Source organism: Nostoc sp., from assembly GCF_036917575.1.
Taxonomy (GTDB): domain Bacteria; phylum Cyanobacteriota; class Cyanobacteriia; order Cyanobacteriales; family Nostocaceae; genus Nostoc.
Genome location: NZ_JBALDC010000008.1, coordinates 24,041 through 40,956, shown reverse-complemented (window position 1 = coordinate 40,956; position 16,916 = coordinate 24,041). Strand labels below are relative to the sequence as shown.

17 protein-coding genes and 2 pseudogenes are annotated in these 16,916 nt (G+C 41.7%); 8 read left to right on the top strand and 11 right to left on the bottom strand.

The window, feature by feature from the left end; translation table 11 throughout:
• Positions 1–33 precede the first annotated feature (33 nt).
• A complete protein-coding gene (locus V7K79_RS02020; RefSeq protein ID WP_335044232.1) occupies positions 34–435 on the bottom strand; it encodes a hypothetical protein in 402 nt (133 codons plus the stop codon).
• Positions 436–598: 163 nt separating this feature from the next.
• On the opposite strand from V7K79_RS02020, the pseudogene V7K79_RS02015 reads away from it, so the two are divergent.
• Positions 599–815 (top strand): annotated as a pseudogene (locus tag V7K79_RS02015) (Uma2 family endonuclease); the annotation flags it as partial.
• On the opposite strand, the gene V7K79_RS02010 reads toward V7K79_RS02015, so the two are convergent.
• Entirely contained in the window at positions 739–894 is a 156-nt protein-coding gene (locus V7K79_RS02010; protein ID WP_335044351.1) for a hypothetical protein, read from the bottom strand. The pseudogene V7K79_RS02015 and the gene V7K79_RS02010 overlap by 77 nt on opposite strands.
• A gap of 20 nt (positions 895–914) precedes the next feature.
• Here V7K79_RS02010 and V7K79_RS02005 point away from each other — a divergent pair, with 20 nt between their 5' ends.
• The gene (locus V7K79_RS02005) at positions 915–1,199 is read left to right on the top strand and encodes a hypothetical protein (RefSeq protein ID WP_335044230.1); all 285 of its coding nucleotides are present in this window, start codon (positions 915–917) and stop codon (positions 1,197–1,199) included.
• Positions 1,200–1,507: 308 nt separating this feature from the next.
• Here V7K79_RS02005 and V7K79_RS02000 read toward each other — a convergent pair whose 3' ends face one another.
• The 3 genes from V7K79_RS02000 to V7K79_RS01990 all read right to left on the bottom strand — a co-directional run bounded on the left by V7K79_RS02000 (position 1,508) and on the right by V7K79_RS01990 (position 4,244).
• Complete coding sequence (locus V7K79_RS02000) at positions 1,508–1,825, bottom strand: helix-turn-helix domain-containing protein (RefSeq protein ID WP_335044227.1); 318 nt, start codon at positions 1,823–1,825, stop codon at positions 1,508–1,510.
• Positions 1,826–2,012: 187 nt separating this feature from the next.
• Positions 2,013–2,318: a type II toxin-antitoxin system RelE/ParE family toxin gene (locus V7K79_RS01995; protein WP_335044225.1), complete on the bottom strand. Its 306-nt coding sequence runs from the start codon at positions 2,316–2,318 to the stop codon at positions 2,013–2,015.
• A gap of 171 nt (positions 2,319–2,489) precedes the next feature.
• A complete protein-coding gene (locus V7K79_RS01990; protein ID WP_335044224.1) occupies positions 2,490–4,244 on the bottom strand; it encodes an N-acetylmuramoyl-L-alanine amidase in 1,755 nt (584 codons plus the stop codon).
• Positions 4,245–4,328: 84 nt separating this feature from the next.
• Here V7K79_RS01990 and V7K79_RS01985 point away from each other — a divergent pair, with 84 nt between their 5' ends.
• On the top strand, positions 4,329–5,966 hold the full coding sequence (locus V7K79_RS01985; RefSeq protein ID WP_335044221.1) for a CTP synthase: 1,638 nt from the start codon (positions 4,329–4,331) through the stop codon (positions 5,964–5,966).
• A gap of 101 nt (positions 5,967–6,067) precedes the next feature.
• Positions 6,068–6,490: a hypothetical protein gene (locus V7K79_RS01980; RefSeq protein ID WP_335044219.1), complete on the top strand. Its 423-nt coding sequence runs from the start codon at positions 6,068–6,070 to the stop codon at positions 6,488–6,490.
• Positions 6,491–6,499: 9 nt separating this feature from the next.
• Here the strand turns inward: V7K79_RS01980 and V7K79_RS01975 are convergent, their stop codons facing one another.
• The 4 genes from V7K79_RS01975 to V7K79_RS01960 form a co-directional block, all read right to left on the bottom strand.
• Complete coding sequence (locus V7K79_RS01975) at positions 6,500–7,135, bottom strand: type I restriction endonuclease subunit R (RefSeq protein ID WP_335044217.1); 636 nt, start codon at positions 7,133–7,135, stop codon at positions 6,500–6,502.
• A gap of 3 nt (positions 7,136–7,138) precedes the next feature.
• Positions 7,139–8,041, bottom strand: a complete 903-nt coding sequence (locus V7K79_RS01970) for an ROK family protein (protein ID WP_335044215.1) — start codon at positions 8,039–8,041, stop codon at positions 7,139–7,141.
• Positions 8,042–8,109: 68 nt separating this feature from the next.
• Complete coding sequence (locus tag V7K79_RS01965) at positions 8,110–8,319, bottom strand: hypothetical protein (protein WP_335044213.1); 210 nt, start codon at positions 8,317–8,319, stop codon at positions 8,110–8,112.
• A gap of 90 nt (positions 8,320–8,409) precedes the next feature.
• Positions 8,410–9,306 carry an ABC transporter permease gene (locus V7K79_RS01960; RefSeq protein ID WP_335044212.1) on the bottom strand — a complete coding sequence of 299 codons (897 nt, stop codon included), beginning with the start codon at positions 9,304–9,306 and terminating at the stop codon, positions 8,410–8,412.
• Between the two features lie 129 nt (positions 9,307–9,435).
• On the opposite strand from V7K79_RS01960, the gene V7K79_RS01955 reads away from it, so the two are divergent.
• On the top strand, positions 9,436–9,840 hold the full coding sequence (locus V7K79_RS01955) for a four helix bundle protein (RefSeq protein WP_335044209.1): 405 nt from the start codon (positions 9,436–9,438) through the stop codon (positions 9,838–9,840).
• 122 nt (positions 9,841–9,962) lie between these two features.
• Here the strand turns inward: V7K79_RS01955 and trxB are convergent, their stop codons facing one another.
• Positions 9,963–11,336, bottom strand: coding sequence for a thioredoxin-disulfide reductase (gene trxB, locus V7K79_RS01950; protein ID WP_442938882.1), 1,374 nt, complete (start codon positions 11,334–11,336; stop codon positions 9,963–9,965).
• Between the two features lie 112 nt (positions 11,337–11,448).
• On the opposite strand from trxB, the pseudogene V7K79_RS01945 reads away from it, so the two are divergent.
• The 3 genes and pseudogenes from V7K79_RS01945 to V7K79_RS01935 all read left to right on the top strand — a co-directional run.
• A pseudogene (locus V7K79_RS01945) lies at positions 11,449–11,571 on the top strand (Uma2 family endonuclease); the annotation flags it as partial.
• A gap of 101 nt (positions 11,572–11,672) precedes the next feature.
• Positions 11,673–12,233, top strand: coding sequence for a type IV pilin-like G/H family protein (locus V7K79_RS01940; RefSeq protein ID WP_335044203.1), 561 nt, complete (start codon positions 11,673–11,675; stop codon positions 12,231–12,233).
• A 139-nt stretch (positions 12,234–12,372) separates the two neighbouring features.
• Positions 12,373–14,592 (top strand): O-linked N-acetylglucosamine transferase, SPINDLY family protein, encoded by a 2,220-nt coding sequence (locus V7K79_RS01935; protein ID WP_335044200.1) that lies wholly within the window; start codon positions 12,373–12,375, stop codon positions 14,590–14,592.
• A gap of 53 nt (positions 14,593–14,645) precedes the next feature.
• On the opposite strand, the gene V7K79_RS01930 is transcribed toward V7K79_RS01935, so the two are convergent.
• Positions 14,646–16,727 carry an O-linked N-acetylglucosamine transferase, SPINDLY family protein gene (locus V7K79_RS01930; RefSeq protein WP_335044197.1) on the bottom strand — a complete coding sequence of 694 codons (2,082 nt, stop codon included), beginning with the start codon at positions 16,725–16,727 and terminating at the stop codon, positions 14,646–14,648.
• Between the last annotated feature and the right edge of the window lie 189 nt (positions 16,728–16,916).

Here is a 16,916-nt window from a genome sequence, read left to right as displayed (position 1 = left end):
CTCTTGTCCCCCTACTCATAAAATATTGAGCATCTACCAACCACGGACACCAATCTTTTGACAAACAATTTGCATTCCTCTACCTGGTGAAGAATTAGCTACAAAAGGTATTTCTCCTTTCTCTTGATCCTCTTGAAGTAGCTGTCCTTGTGATCCGTAAATGGCAATGCGATTCCGAAAAAGCCGTGATTCTTTGCACGAAGCGTCGAACGTAGTCTCGAAAATACCATCACCATATATTCCGTAAAGCTTGTATGTCGTGCCCTTAATAGTTTTTATATCCAGAGCTACGCTGTTTCCTAATTTATCATGCCCGACAGTGATATACCTTTGTGCATCTTTGGCGATGGCTGCGCCAACACCTTCGGTGAACGCACTGCCATTACTTAATAAAATAGCGATCGCTCCCACTATACCGCCGATTTTAAAACACATACGTATTCAAAATATAAGATTTCATATATTTCTACCCGCAATCAAAGTTGTTCTGGCAGGGTAGAAGCACTGAAATCAATATATAGCAAGGTGTTATACTACTTTGTAATACCTGATGGGAAGCGTAAAGGACTATATAAATAGCTGCAATGCTTTTCAAAGTATGAATGAGACACTTGCTGATATTGCCATACCACCCCAGTTTCTTGATCACACTCAACTACCTGAGTCTGATGGTACTTTTGTGTTCGCAAAGCGTGCCAAAGGCAAAAATATTTCAAGAACATCCCTAAACCATCATTCTTACAGACTCAATTGCTCAGGTTTTGCAACACTTACATCCAGATGCACAGTATTGCATTGGTAAAGATTGCGGAATTTAACCAGCTTTTCAGTAGTAGGCAAATTAGCGATCGCATCTGTCTTCAAATGGGAACCATAAGAAAATAAGCTATACATCACACTAGATTGGTTTACCCATGTCTAACGAACAAGAGCGTAATTCCGCTTTTAACGCTGCTGCCAATATTAATGTTCAACATACCCAATTACAGGATTTATCCTTAAGTGCAGCCCGTAGATTATATAAAGGTGGGATTCAACCTGGCGATCCGATCAGAACCAGAGTACAAGCCCAAGAAATGTTAGATAAAATCCCTCCATCTCAAAGAGCAGGGATTAATGGCAAATCTACTGATGTTAATACCCAAAAATACCTATCAGATAAGCACGCTAGTCATATCAAACCGCATAGCAAAGGCTAAATGTCAACCTATAAACCGTCTAAATATTCCTGATTTAAATTATCTACAATTTCTAAAATACCAGCCCCTTAAAATCCATGTAAAGGTTTTGCATCAGGATGCTTTCACCATGTTGTGCAAAATCCAGAGCAGAACCCATTACATCCAGGACTTACACACAGGTAACGGAAAATCGAACCACAAAGAACGCAGAGGGCACGGAGGAATAAGAGTTTCAGAGAGTTTTTGTGTAAGTCCTAACATCTTGTACTTCTTCAGGAAACTCATTTAAATCATCAAGATAGCGTCACTTTCCTCAAAAATAACCCTTAATCAATCAGGGTATTCAATCCCCGTTTCTTAACTAGGTGCAACAGCTTAAGAGCAGTGCCACTGGGGCGCTTCTGACCGATTTCCCACTTTTGAACCGCTGATAGACTTGTATTCAAAATCGCAGCAAATACTGCCTGACTGACATGAGATGATTCGCGTATTTCCTTAATTTGCTTAGGTTCAAGCGCTTCAATCCCAGGCAAGCACAGACTGTCGAATTCACGCAATGTAGTCTGATCCATCAGTCCAGCCTTGTGCAGCCCCGTAGCCGTTTCGTGAACGGCTTCAAGAATCGCTGATTTCTTCTTCGCCATTGCAAATTACCTCCATCAATTCATCTTCTAGCTTGGCCTTTTCGAGATCCTCTAGCGTGTAAGATATAGCAGGAGGCAGGAGGCAGGAGGCAGGAGGCAGGAGGCAGAGGGCAGGAGGCAGGAGGTAAAACTATTGTTAACTCTCTTCTTTCACCGTTTCCAAATGTCCTAACCTGTGTGACTACGGCTATAACAGCACTGATGCCAGCTTTTTTAATGCTTCTTCTTCTTTTTTGTTAATGTTACTGCGCTCGTTTTTCGGGAAGCCGAAAACAAAAAACCAGCAATCTCCCTTGTTGGTTGCCACCAATGTGCGAAAGCCACTACGCTTACCTTGTCCAGAGCGGGCAATCCGCTTTTTGAACAGTCCGCCTCCTAGATCGGCTTCGTAAAGTCCTGCCGTCATTTCGTTGACAGCCGTGCAGAGGCTAAGGTCATTTAAACCCTCTTTGCGTGCCCAACGGTCAAACCATCGGGTTTTATAGATTATCATGCTATGGTCATTGCCTTTGCTTATTATATAGCACTTGGTGCTATGCTTGGAAATACATTACAAAAGTCAAAAAGCTTGAACAAAGACCGATCGCAGCATTGAGCAGGAACTAACGAAAAAATAACGATGGGCTACGCCCCGTTGGAGGCGATCGCACTCCACCAAATACAATCATTTAACACTCATAAACCACTCAGTAATCCCTTGAGCGATCGCATCAGCCGTTTTCTTCTGTACCTCTGGGTTCATTATCTGCTCAAATTCATCAGGATTGCTCATAAAACCCAATTCCAGTAATACCGATGGTGCAGCAGTTGGACGTGTTAACGCCAGGTTATCCCAAAACACACCATAAGAAGGTTTGCCAAGTTTTTTGACTACATAGTTGTGTAAAAACATTGCCAGGTTATGGGCTTGGGGTTGATACCAAAAAGCGCCGAATCCCTTGGTTTTTTCAGCATCACCATCATCGGGTAGAGAATTGTGATGTATGGAAATAGCGATCGCAGGTTCTTCTCGACTAATAATTGCCTGACGTTCTACTAAAGAAACCTCCTTATCATCCTCCCGCGTCATCACTACCGTTGCTCCTTGCTTCACCAAATCGTCCCGCAGCAACTTCGATACCACCAAATTCACATCTTTTTCTAAATATCCAGTTGGGCCACTGGCACCAGATTCTTTACCACCATGCCCTGGATCGAGTACAATCTTGAAATTAGCTAAAAGCTTGCGTCTTGTGTTCCCGATTTTAGGCGGATGACGCAAAGCCAAAACCAGGGTTGTACCGTCATATCTCAGCTTGTATCCCCACTGTTGAGCTTTTTTGAGGTTAAAGGTGTATTTTACTTGTTCTGGAGCCTCCTGTTGCCAATCTAGGCGATAAATTAGGGGGTCATCATCCAGGCGAATTATGTCCGTTTGGGCAGTGGTATTGTAGAGAGTGAGAGCGAGAGCTTGCTCACTTTGTTGCACGCTCACAGGTACGGGAACTTGTAAGGGGAAAACTATCTCTGTGGCACCAGGGAGTTGACGGTATCCGACACTGCGAATTATTGTTTGTGGCTCAATTGCACCAGGTAGAATGCGGGTTTCTTTACTATTAATCCAAGCGCCATAGTCTAGGCGCAACCATTCACCTTCTCTACCTGTTACTGTTGCACGCGTGCCTTTGGGTAGTGGTGTAAGTCGAGAATAATCGGTGCTTGGGCCGGTACGAGTAACACCTGACTCTACTGTAACCTCAGAAACTGGCAACTGTGCTCTTGAGAGGATTTCAATCTTACCAGATCCTGGTTGAGCGATCGTCTTACCATTGAGCGTCAGTTGAAACTGAGGTTTTCCCAGATCGGCGGCTGTTGCCACTGTGGTGCAACCTTTGTAATCGCCTACGCTAGACTGGGCATGAGGCTGATTTTGCCCTGTCAAAGCTGCCAAATTGCTTGGTAGTTCTGCCTGTTGAGGTTGAGGTGAAAGGGGAATAGTTTGATTAGCCAAGTTTACAGAGACATTAGCGTTAGGGGGTGCAATCGCGCCAAAACAAATTACTTCTCCCGGTAATCTGGCGATGTCAACTGCGGGAGTCAGGGAATCTTTCGCAAAGGCTACCCCCTGTGGTAGTTCAGGGCTAGTGTTAAGCCTGATCACCTTAATCTGAAGTTCTTGATTCTGGCGACGCACAGTAAAAAGATTCTCCCCCAATTGCAAGGGGAAACTAGGAGAAAAATGACCAGCTTTGCTGCGGGTAATTGGCTTACTATTGATCAAAACCTCACCATCTGGTGGTGCAGTGCCCAAAAAGAATATTTTTTGGGCACTTGTCTGGTAGTTTGTCTGGGGAAAAATGACTGTAAGAGATGGCTGTGCCAATGCTATGGAGGAGGAAAGAATAAAGCCTAATATTACTAATCCTAGAAGTTTTTTCACAGCAAATCACAGAAGATGACACCACAATAACTGTGGCACAATGACGGGATGTATTTTTAGAAGTTGTTAGAAATTCAAACTAGTATGACTAAGTTTATCTTTGTTACTGGAGGCGTAGTTTCCAGTATTGGTAAGGGCATTGTAGCAGCAAGTCTAGGGCGTTTGCTGAAGTCGCGCCGATATTCGGTGTCGATTCTCAAACTTGACCCTTATATTAATATCGATCCTGGCACAATGAGTCCCTTTCAGCATGGGGAAGTATTCGTTACCCAAGATGGTGCGGAGACAGATTTAGACTTAGGGCATTACGAACGCTTTACTGATACCTCAATGTCGCGCTTAAATTGTGTGACTACTGGCTCGATTTACCAAGCAGTCATCAATAAAGAGCGGCGCGGAGACTACAATGGCGGTACTGTACAGGTAATTCCTCATATTACCAATGAAATTAAAGAGCGGATTCTGCGAGTTGCTAAAAGTACAAACCCCTCTGTAGTAATCACAGAAATTGGCGGGACGGTGGGAGATATTGAATCACTGCCGTTTTTGGAAGCAATTCGCCAGTTCCGTAAAGAGGTGGGACGGCAAAATGTATTGTATATGCACGTAACACTGGTGCCGTGGATTGCCTCTGCGGGTGAAATGAAAACTAAGCCAACACAGCATTCAGTTAAGGAGCTGAGATCCATTGGTATTCAACCAGATATTTTAGTTTGTCGGAGCGATCGCCCTTTACCCAAAGGATTAAAGCAGAAATTGTCAGGCTTTTGCGATGTGCCGGAAGAATGCGTCATCACTTCCCAAGATGCCAAAAGTATCTATGAAGTACCCCTGAATTTAGAACGACAAGGAATGGCAGAACAAGTGCTGAACTTGCTGCAAATGGAACAACGTAAACCAGATTTGACGCAGTGGCAAACCCTGGTAAAACGGTTACATAGTCCCAAGCACGAGGTAGAAATTGCCATTGTTGGTAAGTATGTGCAGTTAAGTGATGCCTATCTATCTGTAGTGGAAGCGCTGAACCATGCTGCAATCTCCACTTATGGCAAAGTGCGTCTGCGTTGGGTAAATTCAGAAAATTTGGAAACTGAACCAGCCGAAAATTATCTTCAGGGTGTTGATGGCATAGTTGTACCAGGAGGTTTCGGGGTTCGGGGAGTCGATGGTAAAATTGCCGCGATTAAATACGCCCGCGATCGCCAAATTCCCTTCTTAGGTTTATGCCTGGGTATGCAATGTTCTGTGATTGAATGGGCTAGGCACGTAGTGGGATTAACAGATGCCAATAGTGCTGAATTTGACCCTTACACAATCGATCCGGTAATAAATTTATTACCAGAACAGCAGGAAGTTGTGGATTTAGGGGGTACAATGCGCTTAGGACTATACCCTTGTCATGTTCTCCCTGATACTTTAGCTTTTAAGCTCTATCAAGAAGATGTGATTTATGAACGACATCGACACCGCTATGAGTTCAACAATGTTTACCGCGATTTGTTGTTAAAGTCTGGCTACACGATTAGTGGTACTTCTCCCGATGGACGTTTAGTTGAAATTGTGGAATTACCCAAGCACCCATTCTTTCTTGCTTGCCAATTTCATCCAGAATTTCAATCACGCCCCAGTACACCTCATCCCTTATTTAAAGGATTTATTCAAACAGCGATCGCTCTCTCTCTTTCGACATCTAACACATCAACACCATTGGAGGTGTCATAACAATTCAAAATTCAAAATTAATTACAACATTAACTTAAAGCTTCAGTAGATTTGGACATTCAGGGTGCATCATTCGTAAATTTCGGACTTGAGGAGATGTTGTGGCGTACTGGGTGAGAATCCTTTACGAAAGGAAAGAATATGTAGTAAATTTTGAAAGTGTCCATGCTTTTTGTTATGAACTGAATGGCAGAGTTACTTTTTGGCTACCCGATAGTGCGATTCCTATAGTAATTAACCCCCAAAGTAACCTGGAAGACTATCAAAAAATTTTCAATTATTTAGAATGTGTGACAGGATTAGAATTAGACTGTGCCCACTGGGTGAAAATAATTTACGAAAAAAATGAATATGTAATTAATCTCAACTGCATCAGTTCCTTTTGTCATGAACCGAACGGCAGGATAACTTTTTGGTTGCCAGATGGCACTATTCCTATTATCATCAACCCTGTAAGTAATCCTGAATCTTATGAAAAAGTTGTGAAATACGTTCAGAAAGCAACAGGATATTCTTTGTCTTAGTATTACAAATTACGGATTACGAATTACGATTAATTCTCCAAGGCGCTTCAATATACTGAGTACTTGGTGTAGTTCTAAATCACGTTCGATTGATAGCGCATAAGAGCGTGCATACCAAGGATGTTCTTGTTGAATCAACTTGACAAAAACAAATTCCCTACCGTTGATTAGTAACCCAAAAGTTGGTTGTGCAGGATTTGGACGAGCAAGCATATAAGCCAGTGCTTGAGGTAGGGCTGTCATCACATCAAATTTACTGCTTTTAGATTCGATCGCAAGTACCCAAAAATGTTTTTGGATGACAAGAACATCAATGTTTCCTTTAACGATAAAGCTCTCGTCTTCAGCAGAAATCTCAACAGAAGTCTCAGTTTCAATCTCAAAAGGAGGTTGATAAAATCCAGCTAAATCGAGTAAAGGAGATAGCACTACCATCTTTACCGCCTCTTCTGACATCAGACGGTGCTTATTCAAGTTTAAATAGTTGCTTTTCACTCGCGCGAGCGCTTGCTGTTCACCATCAGTCAGAGTGGGTAAATTTTCTGTCCATTCTGTAAAGAAATTGGTGTCTGTGGCAAGTTGTAAACCAAATTTTTCTTCTAATTCATAAAGACTGATGTCTCTAGCTGGGATTGTTTGAACCATAATCTAAAATCCTGAATAGCATTGCCATGCCAACTTTGCTGCACCTACTATCCCGGCAAAATTGCCCAACTCGGCTGGCAATATCTGTAAACCTTCTCGTGATAAAGGTTGCACTCGCTTCTCAATTTCTGCCTTCACACTTGGTAAGAAAAACTCAAAGCTGCCACTAATACCGCCACCAATCACGATCGCTTGCGGTGTGAGTACATAAATCAAACTCGTCAAACCAATTCCCAAATCCATACCATATTCCTGCCAAAAAGTCAAGGCTGCGACATCTCCTTGTTGGGCAAGAAAACCCAATTCGATGGGTTCCTTGAGAGTGCGGCGGCGAATTGCAGTCGCACAAGCATATTGTTCCAAAGAGCCTCGATTGCCACTATTACAAATTGGGCCATCAGGATTTAATGAAATTAAACCCAATTCCCCGGCGGCTCCTTGATGTCCAATAAATAGTTTGCCATCAAGAATAATTGCGCCGCCAACCCCAGTACCTAAAGTTAGCAGAATCAGATTTTGAAAGTGGCGACCGGCTCCTAGCCAAGCTTCTCCCAAAAGAGCGCAATTAGCATCATTAGCGATCGCAGTCGGTTTGCCAGTTTTAGCTTCCAACCAGTCTGCTAAGGGCACATCGATCCATCCAGGTAAGTTAATCGCGATTTTGGCAATGCGTCCTGCGGCATCGGATGGGCCAGGAGTACCAACACCAATAGCAACAGCTTGATTATCTGGATCGATTTGAGCGATCGCATCTACCAGCACCGCCAACACGGCCTCCGGCGTTGTTGGTTGAGGAGATACTACAGTCATAGATAACAGACAAGTACCATCAGCTGCAAAACGCCCCAGCTTAATTGCCGTTCCTCCGACATCAATGCCAATTACTTGAATTTTGTCATTTGTCATTTGTCATTGAGCATTGGTAATTGGTGAACAGCTATTCTCTATTCCTTATTATTGGGCGCGAGTCGTTTTCACGCCCGATCTGTTCGCGCAGTGTCTTTGCTTGGGAGAAGACGCGCAGCTTTCAACTCTGATTTTTGTAAATTAGCAAAAGTCATGCTGCGGAAACTCGATTGCTCTTGCCAAGCTGTAATTGGCGCACCTCTTAAGATACCAGCAAGAGCAATGGAAAGGATAAACCCGCCAGTAGCGGCAGCAATTAACGTTAGATTATCTTTCATATAAATCTCTGTATTGTTTATTTGTCATTTGTCATTCGTTTAAAACTAATGACCATTGTACAGACGCGATTAATCGCGTCTGTACAATGATTACTGTCGGATTCTATTTTCTCTCCGTAATCGGGGATTGACAAATTCATTTAACCCTTCACCAAGTAGTGATAACCCTACCACCATAAATGTCATAGTTAAACCAGGAAAAAGCGTAGTCCACCAAATACCAGTAGGTAGAGCTTCTAGGGCTTGTTTTAAATCATGTCCCCATTCTGCCACTTCTTCGGGAAGTCCTAGCCCCAAAAAGCCTAAACCGCCCAACACCAAAATTGCATCAGCGGCATTGAGTGTAAATAGGACGGGTACGCTTTGAATGACATTGAAAAACAGATAACGAGAAAGCACAACCCAAGTGGAAGCACCCATTGCTTGAGCTGCTTCGATAAACACTTCGGTTTTAACGCTGACGGTGTGGTTGCGAACAACCCGATAATATTGAGGGATATAAGCAATGCTAATAGCGATCGCTGCATTTAATATCCCACGCCCCACCACAAACGCCAGTGTCACAGATAGCAGTAGCCCCGGTAAAGTGTAGATGCTATCCATAATAAATAGCAACACTTTATCTAATTTACCGCCGATATACCCACTAAGCATCCCCAAAGGTACACCGATAATCATACTCAGCGCTGTTGCCAAAATCACCACCTGCAAAGCAGCTTGAGCGCCAAACAATGTCCGGGAGAACACATCATAACCCAGGCGACTAGTACCAAACCAATGTTTAGCTGAGGGTGGCTCGTGAATTGGATTAGAGAGAAAATCTTTGGGGTTTTGCAGCCATCCCCAAGCCTGTAATACGGGAGCGAAGAAGGCCAGGAAAATGAAAAATAGGGTAATGCCTAACCCGATGAACATGAGTTTTTGGGAAAGATTGAGACTTTTGCCAAACTGTAAAAATGTCGGTAGTCGCCGTTTTGTAATGGCCATAAAGCGATCGCCTGGATCAAGCAAGATACGCTGACTATTTTACATATTGGGGACTGGGGATTGGGGATTAGGGACTGGGTATTTGGTAAAAATGTCCCATAAAATTGAGGGACTTTAGATTGGGATGATATGCAAGATAGAGGCTTTGAGTCTTTAGACTTCTACCAAGATAGCCTCAAGCTGCTAAAAGCGGCTTATCGATTAGCAGATAGTTTGCCGGGTTGTGAGCGTTACAATTTGAGCGATCAATTACGAAGAGCAGCTTGCAGCGTTTTACTGAACATAGCTGAGGGCTATGGACGCTATCATTATCTAGATAGATTGCGTTTTATGTACATTGCTCGCGGCTCATTGACTGAAACCAAAAGCGCTTTCATTATTGCTGAGAGCTTGGGCTACTGCAACACAGAACAATTAAACTGGGTCAGTCAGCTTAAAGACAGGATTGAAAAAGGTCTTAACGGTTACTGTCGTTTTATTCGTTCTCAACAGCAGGGTAAACAAGAGTATGGTACTCGACTGGGTGATTGGTGATTGGTGATTGGGTATTGGGTACTGGGTATTAGCAGTTAAAAGAATTATTTCCCAAACCCCAGTCCCTAGTCCCCAGTCCCCAGTCCCCAGTCTCCAATCCCCAGTCCCCAGTCCCCATTCTCTTACAGATTACTTTCAATCAACTGGCGGTATTCGCTCTTTTGCTTCACGCCTTTGACTTCCTTGACCAGTTCCTTATTTTTGAACAATTGAACCGTTGGTGTTCCTGTAACATTAGCATTTTCGGCAATGTCTCGGTCTTTGTCGATGTCAATTTCCACAAAGTGAATTTTGCTGTCAAATTCATCCACCACTTTATTTAAAATTGGCTTCAGGGTATGACAAGGGCCACAACCAGGAGAGACGTATTTAACAAGGAGTAAGCGATCGCTTTCATGGAACAATTTCCGTAAAGCATAACCTCCCTGATGGCGTGTCCCATCCAAATTAAATCCAGCTTCTTCCTCGGCTTCGGTTTTCTTTGCAGCTGGCTGATGTTCTAATTCATTATCTGCTGTTTCTTGCTGTTGATGGAATTCTTGAATCAAGCCAGTGAATGATAACCAACGTTCTGCCAACATCGCCGCCATACAGCCAGTACCCGCGGCCGTAATTGCTTGGCGAAACTCATGATCTTGTACATCACCAGCAGCAAAAACGCCTTCTAGACTGGTTTCTACAGAACCGGGCTTAGTGACAATGTAACCTATCTCATCCAGTTCTAATTGACCTTTAAATAAAGAGGTATTGGGACTGTGACCAACCGCGTAAAATAAACCTTTAGCGTGCAATTGGCTCTCTTCACCAGTTTTGGTATTGCGGACTTTCACCCCTTCCATGTGACCATTACCGTAGATATCCACGGCTTCTGTGTTCCAATGGACTTGGATTTTTGGGTTACTCAAAACGCGGTCTTGCATGGCTTTAGAAGCCCGCATTTTATCGGTGCGTACCAACATATTTACCTTAGAACCGTATTTGGTAAGGTAAATACACTCTTCCGCCGCCGAGTCGCCAGCACCAATTACAGCCAATTCTGCCCCGTGAAAAATTGGTGTCGCACCATCGCAAATTGCACAAGCGGAGATACCCCGACTCCAAAATTCGTGTTCGTTAGGTAAACCCAAACGCTTTGCTGTCGCACCAGTAGCAATAACGATGCTGTTGGTTTTTATTTCCCTTTCTTGCGATCGCACTGTAAAGGGACGCTGACTCAAATCAACTGATATAACATCTTCAGTATACAGTTCAGCTCCCCAGCGCTCCGCCTGCGCCTTCATCTGATCCATCAGTTCCGGCCCGGTAATTCCTTTCGGAAATCCCGGAAAATTTTCAACTTCCGTCGTTGTCATTAGTTGTCCACCAGGTAATCCCCCGGCTTGGAAACCTTCAAAGACAACGGGTTTCAGGTTAGCGCGTCCGGCATAGATGGCAGATGTGTACCCTGCTGGTCCAGAACCGATAATTACTAAGTTTTCTACTGTGGGGTTATTCATGAAAATACATAAACTCATAACGACTACGTTTAATCTAGCATAACAAACTGTGATTGGCTACGTCAGATGGGAAGCGATCGCAAATGAATGAATATAAAAGAGGACAACTCGAAAAAAAAGAAACCTGCGATCGCCTGATGTGTATTTTGTTTGTGCTGACCGATTGAAGAAAACCAAGCGCGACTTTGTAGAGTTGGTTCCAGACCTAATGGTTGAGATGAAATCTAAAAGCGACATCTCCCCAAACTTTTTTTCTGAAGGTGATAGGAAAGCGATCGCAGTTGGGTAAGTTACATCTAGAACACCCAAGCACTTCCTACCCCCTGGAAAACACTTATGAAAACTGAATTAAAAGCCAAATTTCTCCAACACATCCTCGCCAAGAAGAACGGAGATGAGGGTTTTACACTCATTGAATTACTAGTAGTAATTATTATCATCGGTATTTTATCTGCGATCGCACTACCTTCTTTCTTGAACCAAGCTAACAAAGCCAAGCAGTCGGAAGCTAAAACTTATACAGGTTCATTGAACCGCGCTCAACAAGCTTATTTCCTAGAAAATACTGCATTTACAAGTGACATTAGTGCTCTAGGAATTGGTATTCAAACACAAACCGTAAATTACGCATACACCGTTACCGGTACTTATTCGGGTACTGGTGCTGTAGTAACTAACCGAGCATCAGTAAATACAGCTGGTGCGCCTCTCAAAAGCTATGTTGGTGGTGTAGAGGTGACAAACGTAGGTGCTACTAGTGAAGCTACTACCATAGGTGTTTTGTGTGAAGCTCTATTGCCCCTGTCTAGCAGTGGTTCAAATGCAAGTAGCGTTACATTTGCCACCACCTCTGGAGCACTTACTTGTCCCGCCGGCTTTACCTCTTTGGCTAAGTAAACAACCAAGGACAAACAGTATATAAATTGTTTCTCAACTAGATATTTTCCAAAGTGGGTAGATGCTTCTATCCACTTTATTTCCATTATGTAAGTCGTTCACAATGATATCCCTCATAAAATTTTCTCAGAGAATCACAATGATTACTGATATATATAATTGGCAAAATCAAGCTGAACAATACTTGGTTCAAGAAAAATATTCGCAAGCAGCACAGTTATATAAACAAGCAATAGCAATAGAACCAAATGCTATTTATTATTATTGGTATTTAGGACTACTATTACTATTGCAAGGGCAAGAAGCAGAAGCTCAAATGACTTGGATGCTGCCAATTACAGAGGCAGATGAAGAACAGTTACCAATTTGGACAAATGAACTATTTCAAGTTTTGCAAATAGAAGCTGAAAGGCGTGAAACACTGGCAGAATATTCTCTAGCCTGGTTAATTCGCCAGCATATGCGGGAAATTAATCCTAGTTATATAAATAATTTGCTTCAAATTCTTATACTTTCTATCAAATTGGAAAAGTTTGAAGAAATTGATAATTTGAATGAGTGGGGATTAATTGAAAGCTTAAACGCCAAAGAAAATATAGAAATCAATAGCGAATTATTAATCGAAGTTTTAAAAGAATTTTTAAATACTGTTCCCTTACATCCAATTAATCTAAATTTACTAGAAGCTAGTCTGCCTTATTTCTCTGATCCTCATCAATGCTTCTGTATACTGCTTCCTGCTGCTATGCAAATTGGTCATATTTTGCAGCAGCCTTTACTAGCAGCGTCTCTGCTAGAATTGCATTTACGATTGGAGCCAAATAATGTAGAAGTTTTGCGACACTTAGCGTCTTTTTATCAAGACGCTCGTAATTATTCTCAGGGCATAGAAACAGCTAGGTTGTGTTATTCCTTATCAGAAAGCTTGGCTGATAAAATTTCCGGCCTCCATTTGCTGTTAAGGGGTCTAATGTCAGCAGGAGGATATTGGCAAGAGATATGTACAACTTGTGAAGAATTGGAAACTGTATATAAAGAGTTTATTGAAGCTGAACGAATTCCTATGGAAGAAGCAAGAGTATTACGGTTGCTTCTTCCATCTTTTTCGATACCTCACATTAAAGATGCTCCTACTGATTTCCGAGCTATTCATAATCAGGTAGCTGAGATTTTTAATAATTATATTCAAGCTCTTGGTCAATCACAAGGAAAAAACTATACTCGTCAAATCATTAATCATCAATCTTTAATACACCATCCGAAGAAATTAAAAATTGGTTATATATCTTACGCTTTAAGGAATCATTCTGTTGGTTGGCTAGCTCGCTGGTTATTTCAACATCATGATCGAGATAAATTTGATATTCATACTTATTTTGTTAACTACAAATTAGTAAACGATAATCTCCAAGAGTGGTATCTAAGGCAGCCAGGAAAAGCTTGTAAATTAGGTATGAATGGCCTACAAAATGCTGACCAGATATATCAAGATAAAATTGATATTTTAGTTGACCTTGATAGCATCACTCTAGATATTACTTGTGAAGTGATGGCACTCAAGCCAGCCCCAATTCAAGTTACTTGGCTGGGGTGGGATGCATCAAGCTTACCTGCAATTGATTACTTTATCGCAGATCCTTATGTATTGCCAGATGATGCCCAAAATTACTATACAGAGAAAATCTGGCGATTACCCCAAATTTACATAGCAGTAGATGGTTTTGAAGTTGGTGTACCCACTCTCCGCCGCGATGACTTGGATATCCCTATGGATGCCGTTGTATATCTCAGCGCCCAAAGAGGATATAAACGCCATCCAGAAACGACAAAGTGGCAAATGCAAATTATCAAACAAGTACCTAACAGCTACTTTTTGATTAAAGGACTTTCTGAGGAGGAAACAATTAAACGCTTCTTTTACCAAATTGCCGAAGAACAAGGTGTAGATTGTTCTCGATTACGATTTTTACCAATGGTTCATTCAGAGGCAGTTCATCGTGCTAATTTAGGCATTGCTGATATTGTATTAGATACATTTCCCTACAACGGAGCGACAACAACCCTAGAAACATTGTGGATGGGTATCCCCTTGGTGACGCGAGTCGGTGAACAGTTTGCAGCGCGTAATAGCTACACCATGATGATGAATGCAGGAATTACAGAAGGCATCGCCTGGAGTGATGAAGAATATATTGAGTGGGGTGTCCGCTTGGGGAAAGATGAGATTTTACGCCAGCAGGTGGCTTTGAAATTGAAAGTATCTCGACAAACAGCACCCCTGTGGAATGGTAAGCAGTTTACCCGTGAAATGGAGAAGGCTTACCAACAGATGTGGCAGAACTATATTGAAAAAAAATAAGCTCGTAGTGAGGACTTTAGTCCTCTTCTCCTGTAATTACAAATTTAAGCACTTCAGTGCTTACTACAAACTTGTTTATAGAAGGCTTCTAAACCTACAACACAAGCTTTATCATCAAAGAGACGATCGTGATTTTGGCTCATTCTCTCCGCAATAGTGCTTCGCCAAGCTAGGTCTAGTCCTAATTTGACAGCAATTTCGATATATTCTGCTTCGTTTTCAGCTATGGTATCTGTCACTCCTAGCATTTTCAGGAAGCTGTCAGAGTGACGACCCCGCATAAATTCTCCCGGACAGGTAACAATGGGGAGATTACAAGCGATCGCTTCTAAGGTAGTATTACCACCAGACCAGGTGAATGTATCTAGATAAACGTCTGAAAGTAAGTTAATCATTAGATAGTCCAGTCGCTCTGGAATACTCAGAAATACACAATAATCCTCGCTGTTCAAACCGATAGCAGCAAAAGCACCCTTCAGGCGTGGCTGAAGTAAAGTACCACGCAAAAACAAAAATTTAGCTTGCGGAACGCAGTGAGCAATTTCCGCAAAAATAAAATCATATTGTGGTAGGTATTTAAAAGGAGCTTGGCAGCATAAATAGATAACTGCATCATCTGGTAGCTGAAAATCTGAGCGGGTTTTGATGACTGGCGGAATATATGGTTTAGGGTAAGAAACGCCAATATTTGGTAAGCGAATTAATTTTTCTGAATAATGTTCTTGGGCATTTTTAGGTTCCATTAACTCGCTAGATAAAAAGTAATCAATTGTGGGTAAGCCAGTTGTTACCGGATGTCCCCAAGCGACACATTGCACAGGCGCAAGCCGCAGACCTGCCATTTGCATAGTTTGGGGATTCATACCAATTTCAGGAAAAACTAAAATGTGCAGCTTATCGACAATTATCTGTTCACAGGCTGCTGGTAAATTATCAGGAATATGGTGGAAAGCATCACTATATTCTTGAAATTGTTTGGTAATTGGATCTGGCTCATTTCCTGTGTAATAACAGTAGATTTGAAAGCTTTCATGATTGCTATGACGCAACCAACCTGTTAACCAAAGTGTTCCACTATAAGAATGCAGGTAATGGGAAACGTAACCAATACGAATTTTGTTATTAGGCTGAAGTTTAGACATTGATAGAGGTACACACCATTGTGGATAGTTAACAGCCATAATTTCATGCACTAAGTTTCCATATTGGCGTTGCAAATCTATATCATTTTGTGCTTGATATGATAAAAAAAAGTTTGTGAGGCGACCTATACCGGCTAAAGCACTATTTTGTTCTTCTGTAGTTTTAAGAGATGTACGCTGAATTAAATTTTGCAGCCCTTGAGTGTAGCGCTGGCGATAAAAGCTAATTTCCGCCTGACTATCATATATTGATGGAACTGTCAAATATTTGAGGAGTTGAAAAGTATAATCATCAGGGAAACATTTAGCAGCATGATCGGCACTTAAAATTGCTTCTTGAATACGTCCATTCTGCCGGAAATCGATAATTAATGAAAAATGCAATCTTTCATGTGTAGGGTAAAGCTTAATTCCTTGCTGGAGAGTATTAAAATATTCATCTAGCAGGTTTAAGTGTCTATAGCAATGGCTTAAGTTCCAATAAATATCTGCATCACCAGATTGCATTTCTAGGAGTTTTTGATATTGGGTGATCGCTTCTTTCCATCTTTCCTCAAGAAATAATTTCTTGCTTAAATTAAAAACTAACTGACCTAATGGGATATTACTTAAATCTTCTACTTTATACGACGGAATATTCTTTACCAGAAAAGATGTTAACAACTCCTGATTTTCATTTTCTAGAATAATTCGAGCATGAATACAAGATACTATGGACTCCCATTCAATTCTATCTGCGTTTCCCAGCAGAGAAATTTCATATTCTTCGGTAACATCTAAGTCTTCTAACAATAGCAGATTCATCAACACACTAGATACTACTAGATCAGCATCTTCCTCATAAATACTAGTAGTATCTATAAATAGGATAATTTTGTTGCTATCTGGATGAGTAGCTATTGTCTTAATAACTCGTTCTAGGTCTAAATACAGTAACTCTTCTGGTTGCAACCAGTTGGGAAAAATAATAAGATTGCTTGGCAGCAAATGCATCAGGTATTGACTCCTCTACTTAGGTAATTAAATTGAGTTACTTTCACCGGATCATAAGTCAGTTATGAAGGATTCATTTCTTAATTTCACCTATTAGTTGAAGCTGCTTACTTAGGTCATAATTATAACAAGAAATGGGGTGCATACCCTTGTAATATTGACTCACAGGATAAAATGCTTACTGCTATC

What these genes read in the sequence shown, in the direction of transcription:
- V7K79_RS01965 (WP_335044213.1), bottom strand. Translation starts at nt 8,319, where the DNA reads ATGAAAGATAATCTAACGTTAATTGCTGCCGCTACTGGCGGGTTTATC.
- V7K79_RS01930 (WP_335044197.1), bottom strand. Translation starts at nt 16,727, where the DNA reads ATGCATTTGCTGCCAAGCAATCTTATTATTTTTCCCAACTGGTTGCAA.
- V7K79_RS01955 (WP_335044209.1), top strand. Translation starts at nt 9,436, where the DNA reads ATGCAAGATAGAGGCTTTGAGTCTTTAGACTTCTACCAAGATAGCCTC.
- V7K79_RS01935 (WP_335044200.1), top strand. Translation starts at nt 12,373, where the DNA reads ATGATTACTGATATATATAATTGGCAAAATCAAGCTGAACAATACTTG.
- V7K79_RS02010 (WP_335044351.1), bottom strand. Translation starts at nt 894, where the DNA reads ATGTATAGCTTATTTTCTTATGGTTCCCATTTGAAGACAGATGCGATC.
- V7K79_RS01970 (WP_335044215.1), bottom strand. Translation starts at nt 8,041, where the DNA reads ATGACAAATGACAAAATTCAAGTAATTGGCATTGATGTCGGAGGAACG.
- V7K79_RS01975 (WP_335044217.1), bottom strand. Translation starts at nt 7,135, where the DNA reads ATGGTTCAAACAATCCCAGCTAGAGACATCAGTCTTTATGAATTAGAA.
- V7K79_RS02000 (WP_335044227.1), bottom strand. Translation starts at nt 1,825, where the DNA reads ATGGCGAAGAAGAAATCAGCGATTCTTGAAGCCGTTCACGAAACGGCT.
- V7K79_RS01985 (WP_335044221.1), top strand. Translation starts at nt 4,329, where the DNA reads ATGACTAAGTTTATCTTTGTTACTGGAGGCGTAGTTTCCAGTATTGGT.
- V7K79_RS02005 (WP_335044230.1), top strand. Translation starts at nt 915, where the DNA reads ATGTCTAACGAACAAGAGCGTAATTCCGCTTTTAACGCTGCTGCCAAT.
- V7K79_RS01940 (WP_335044203.1), top strand. Translation starts at nt 11,673, where the DNA reads ATGAAAACTGAATTAAAAGCCAAATTTCTCCAACACATCCTCGCCAAG.
- V7K79_RS02020 (WP_335044232.1), bottom strand. Translation starts at nt 435, where the DNA reads ATGTGTTTTAAAATCGGCGGTATAGTGGGAGCGATCGCTATTTTATTA.
- V7K79_RS01960 (WP_335044212.1), bottom strand. Translation starts at nt 9,306, where the DNA reads ATGGCCATTACAAAACGGCGACTACCGACATTTTTACAGTTTGGCAAA.
- V7K79_RS01995 (WP_335044225.1), bottom strand. Translation starts at nt 2,318, where the DNA reads ATGATAATCTATAAAACCCGATGGTTTGACCGTTGGGCACGCAAAGAG.
- trxB (WP_442938882.1), bottom strand. Translation starts at nt 11,336, where the DNA reads ATGAATAACCCCACAGTAGAAAACTTAGTAATTATCGGTTCTGGACCA.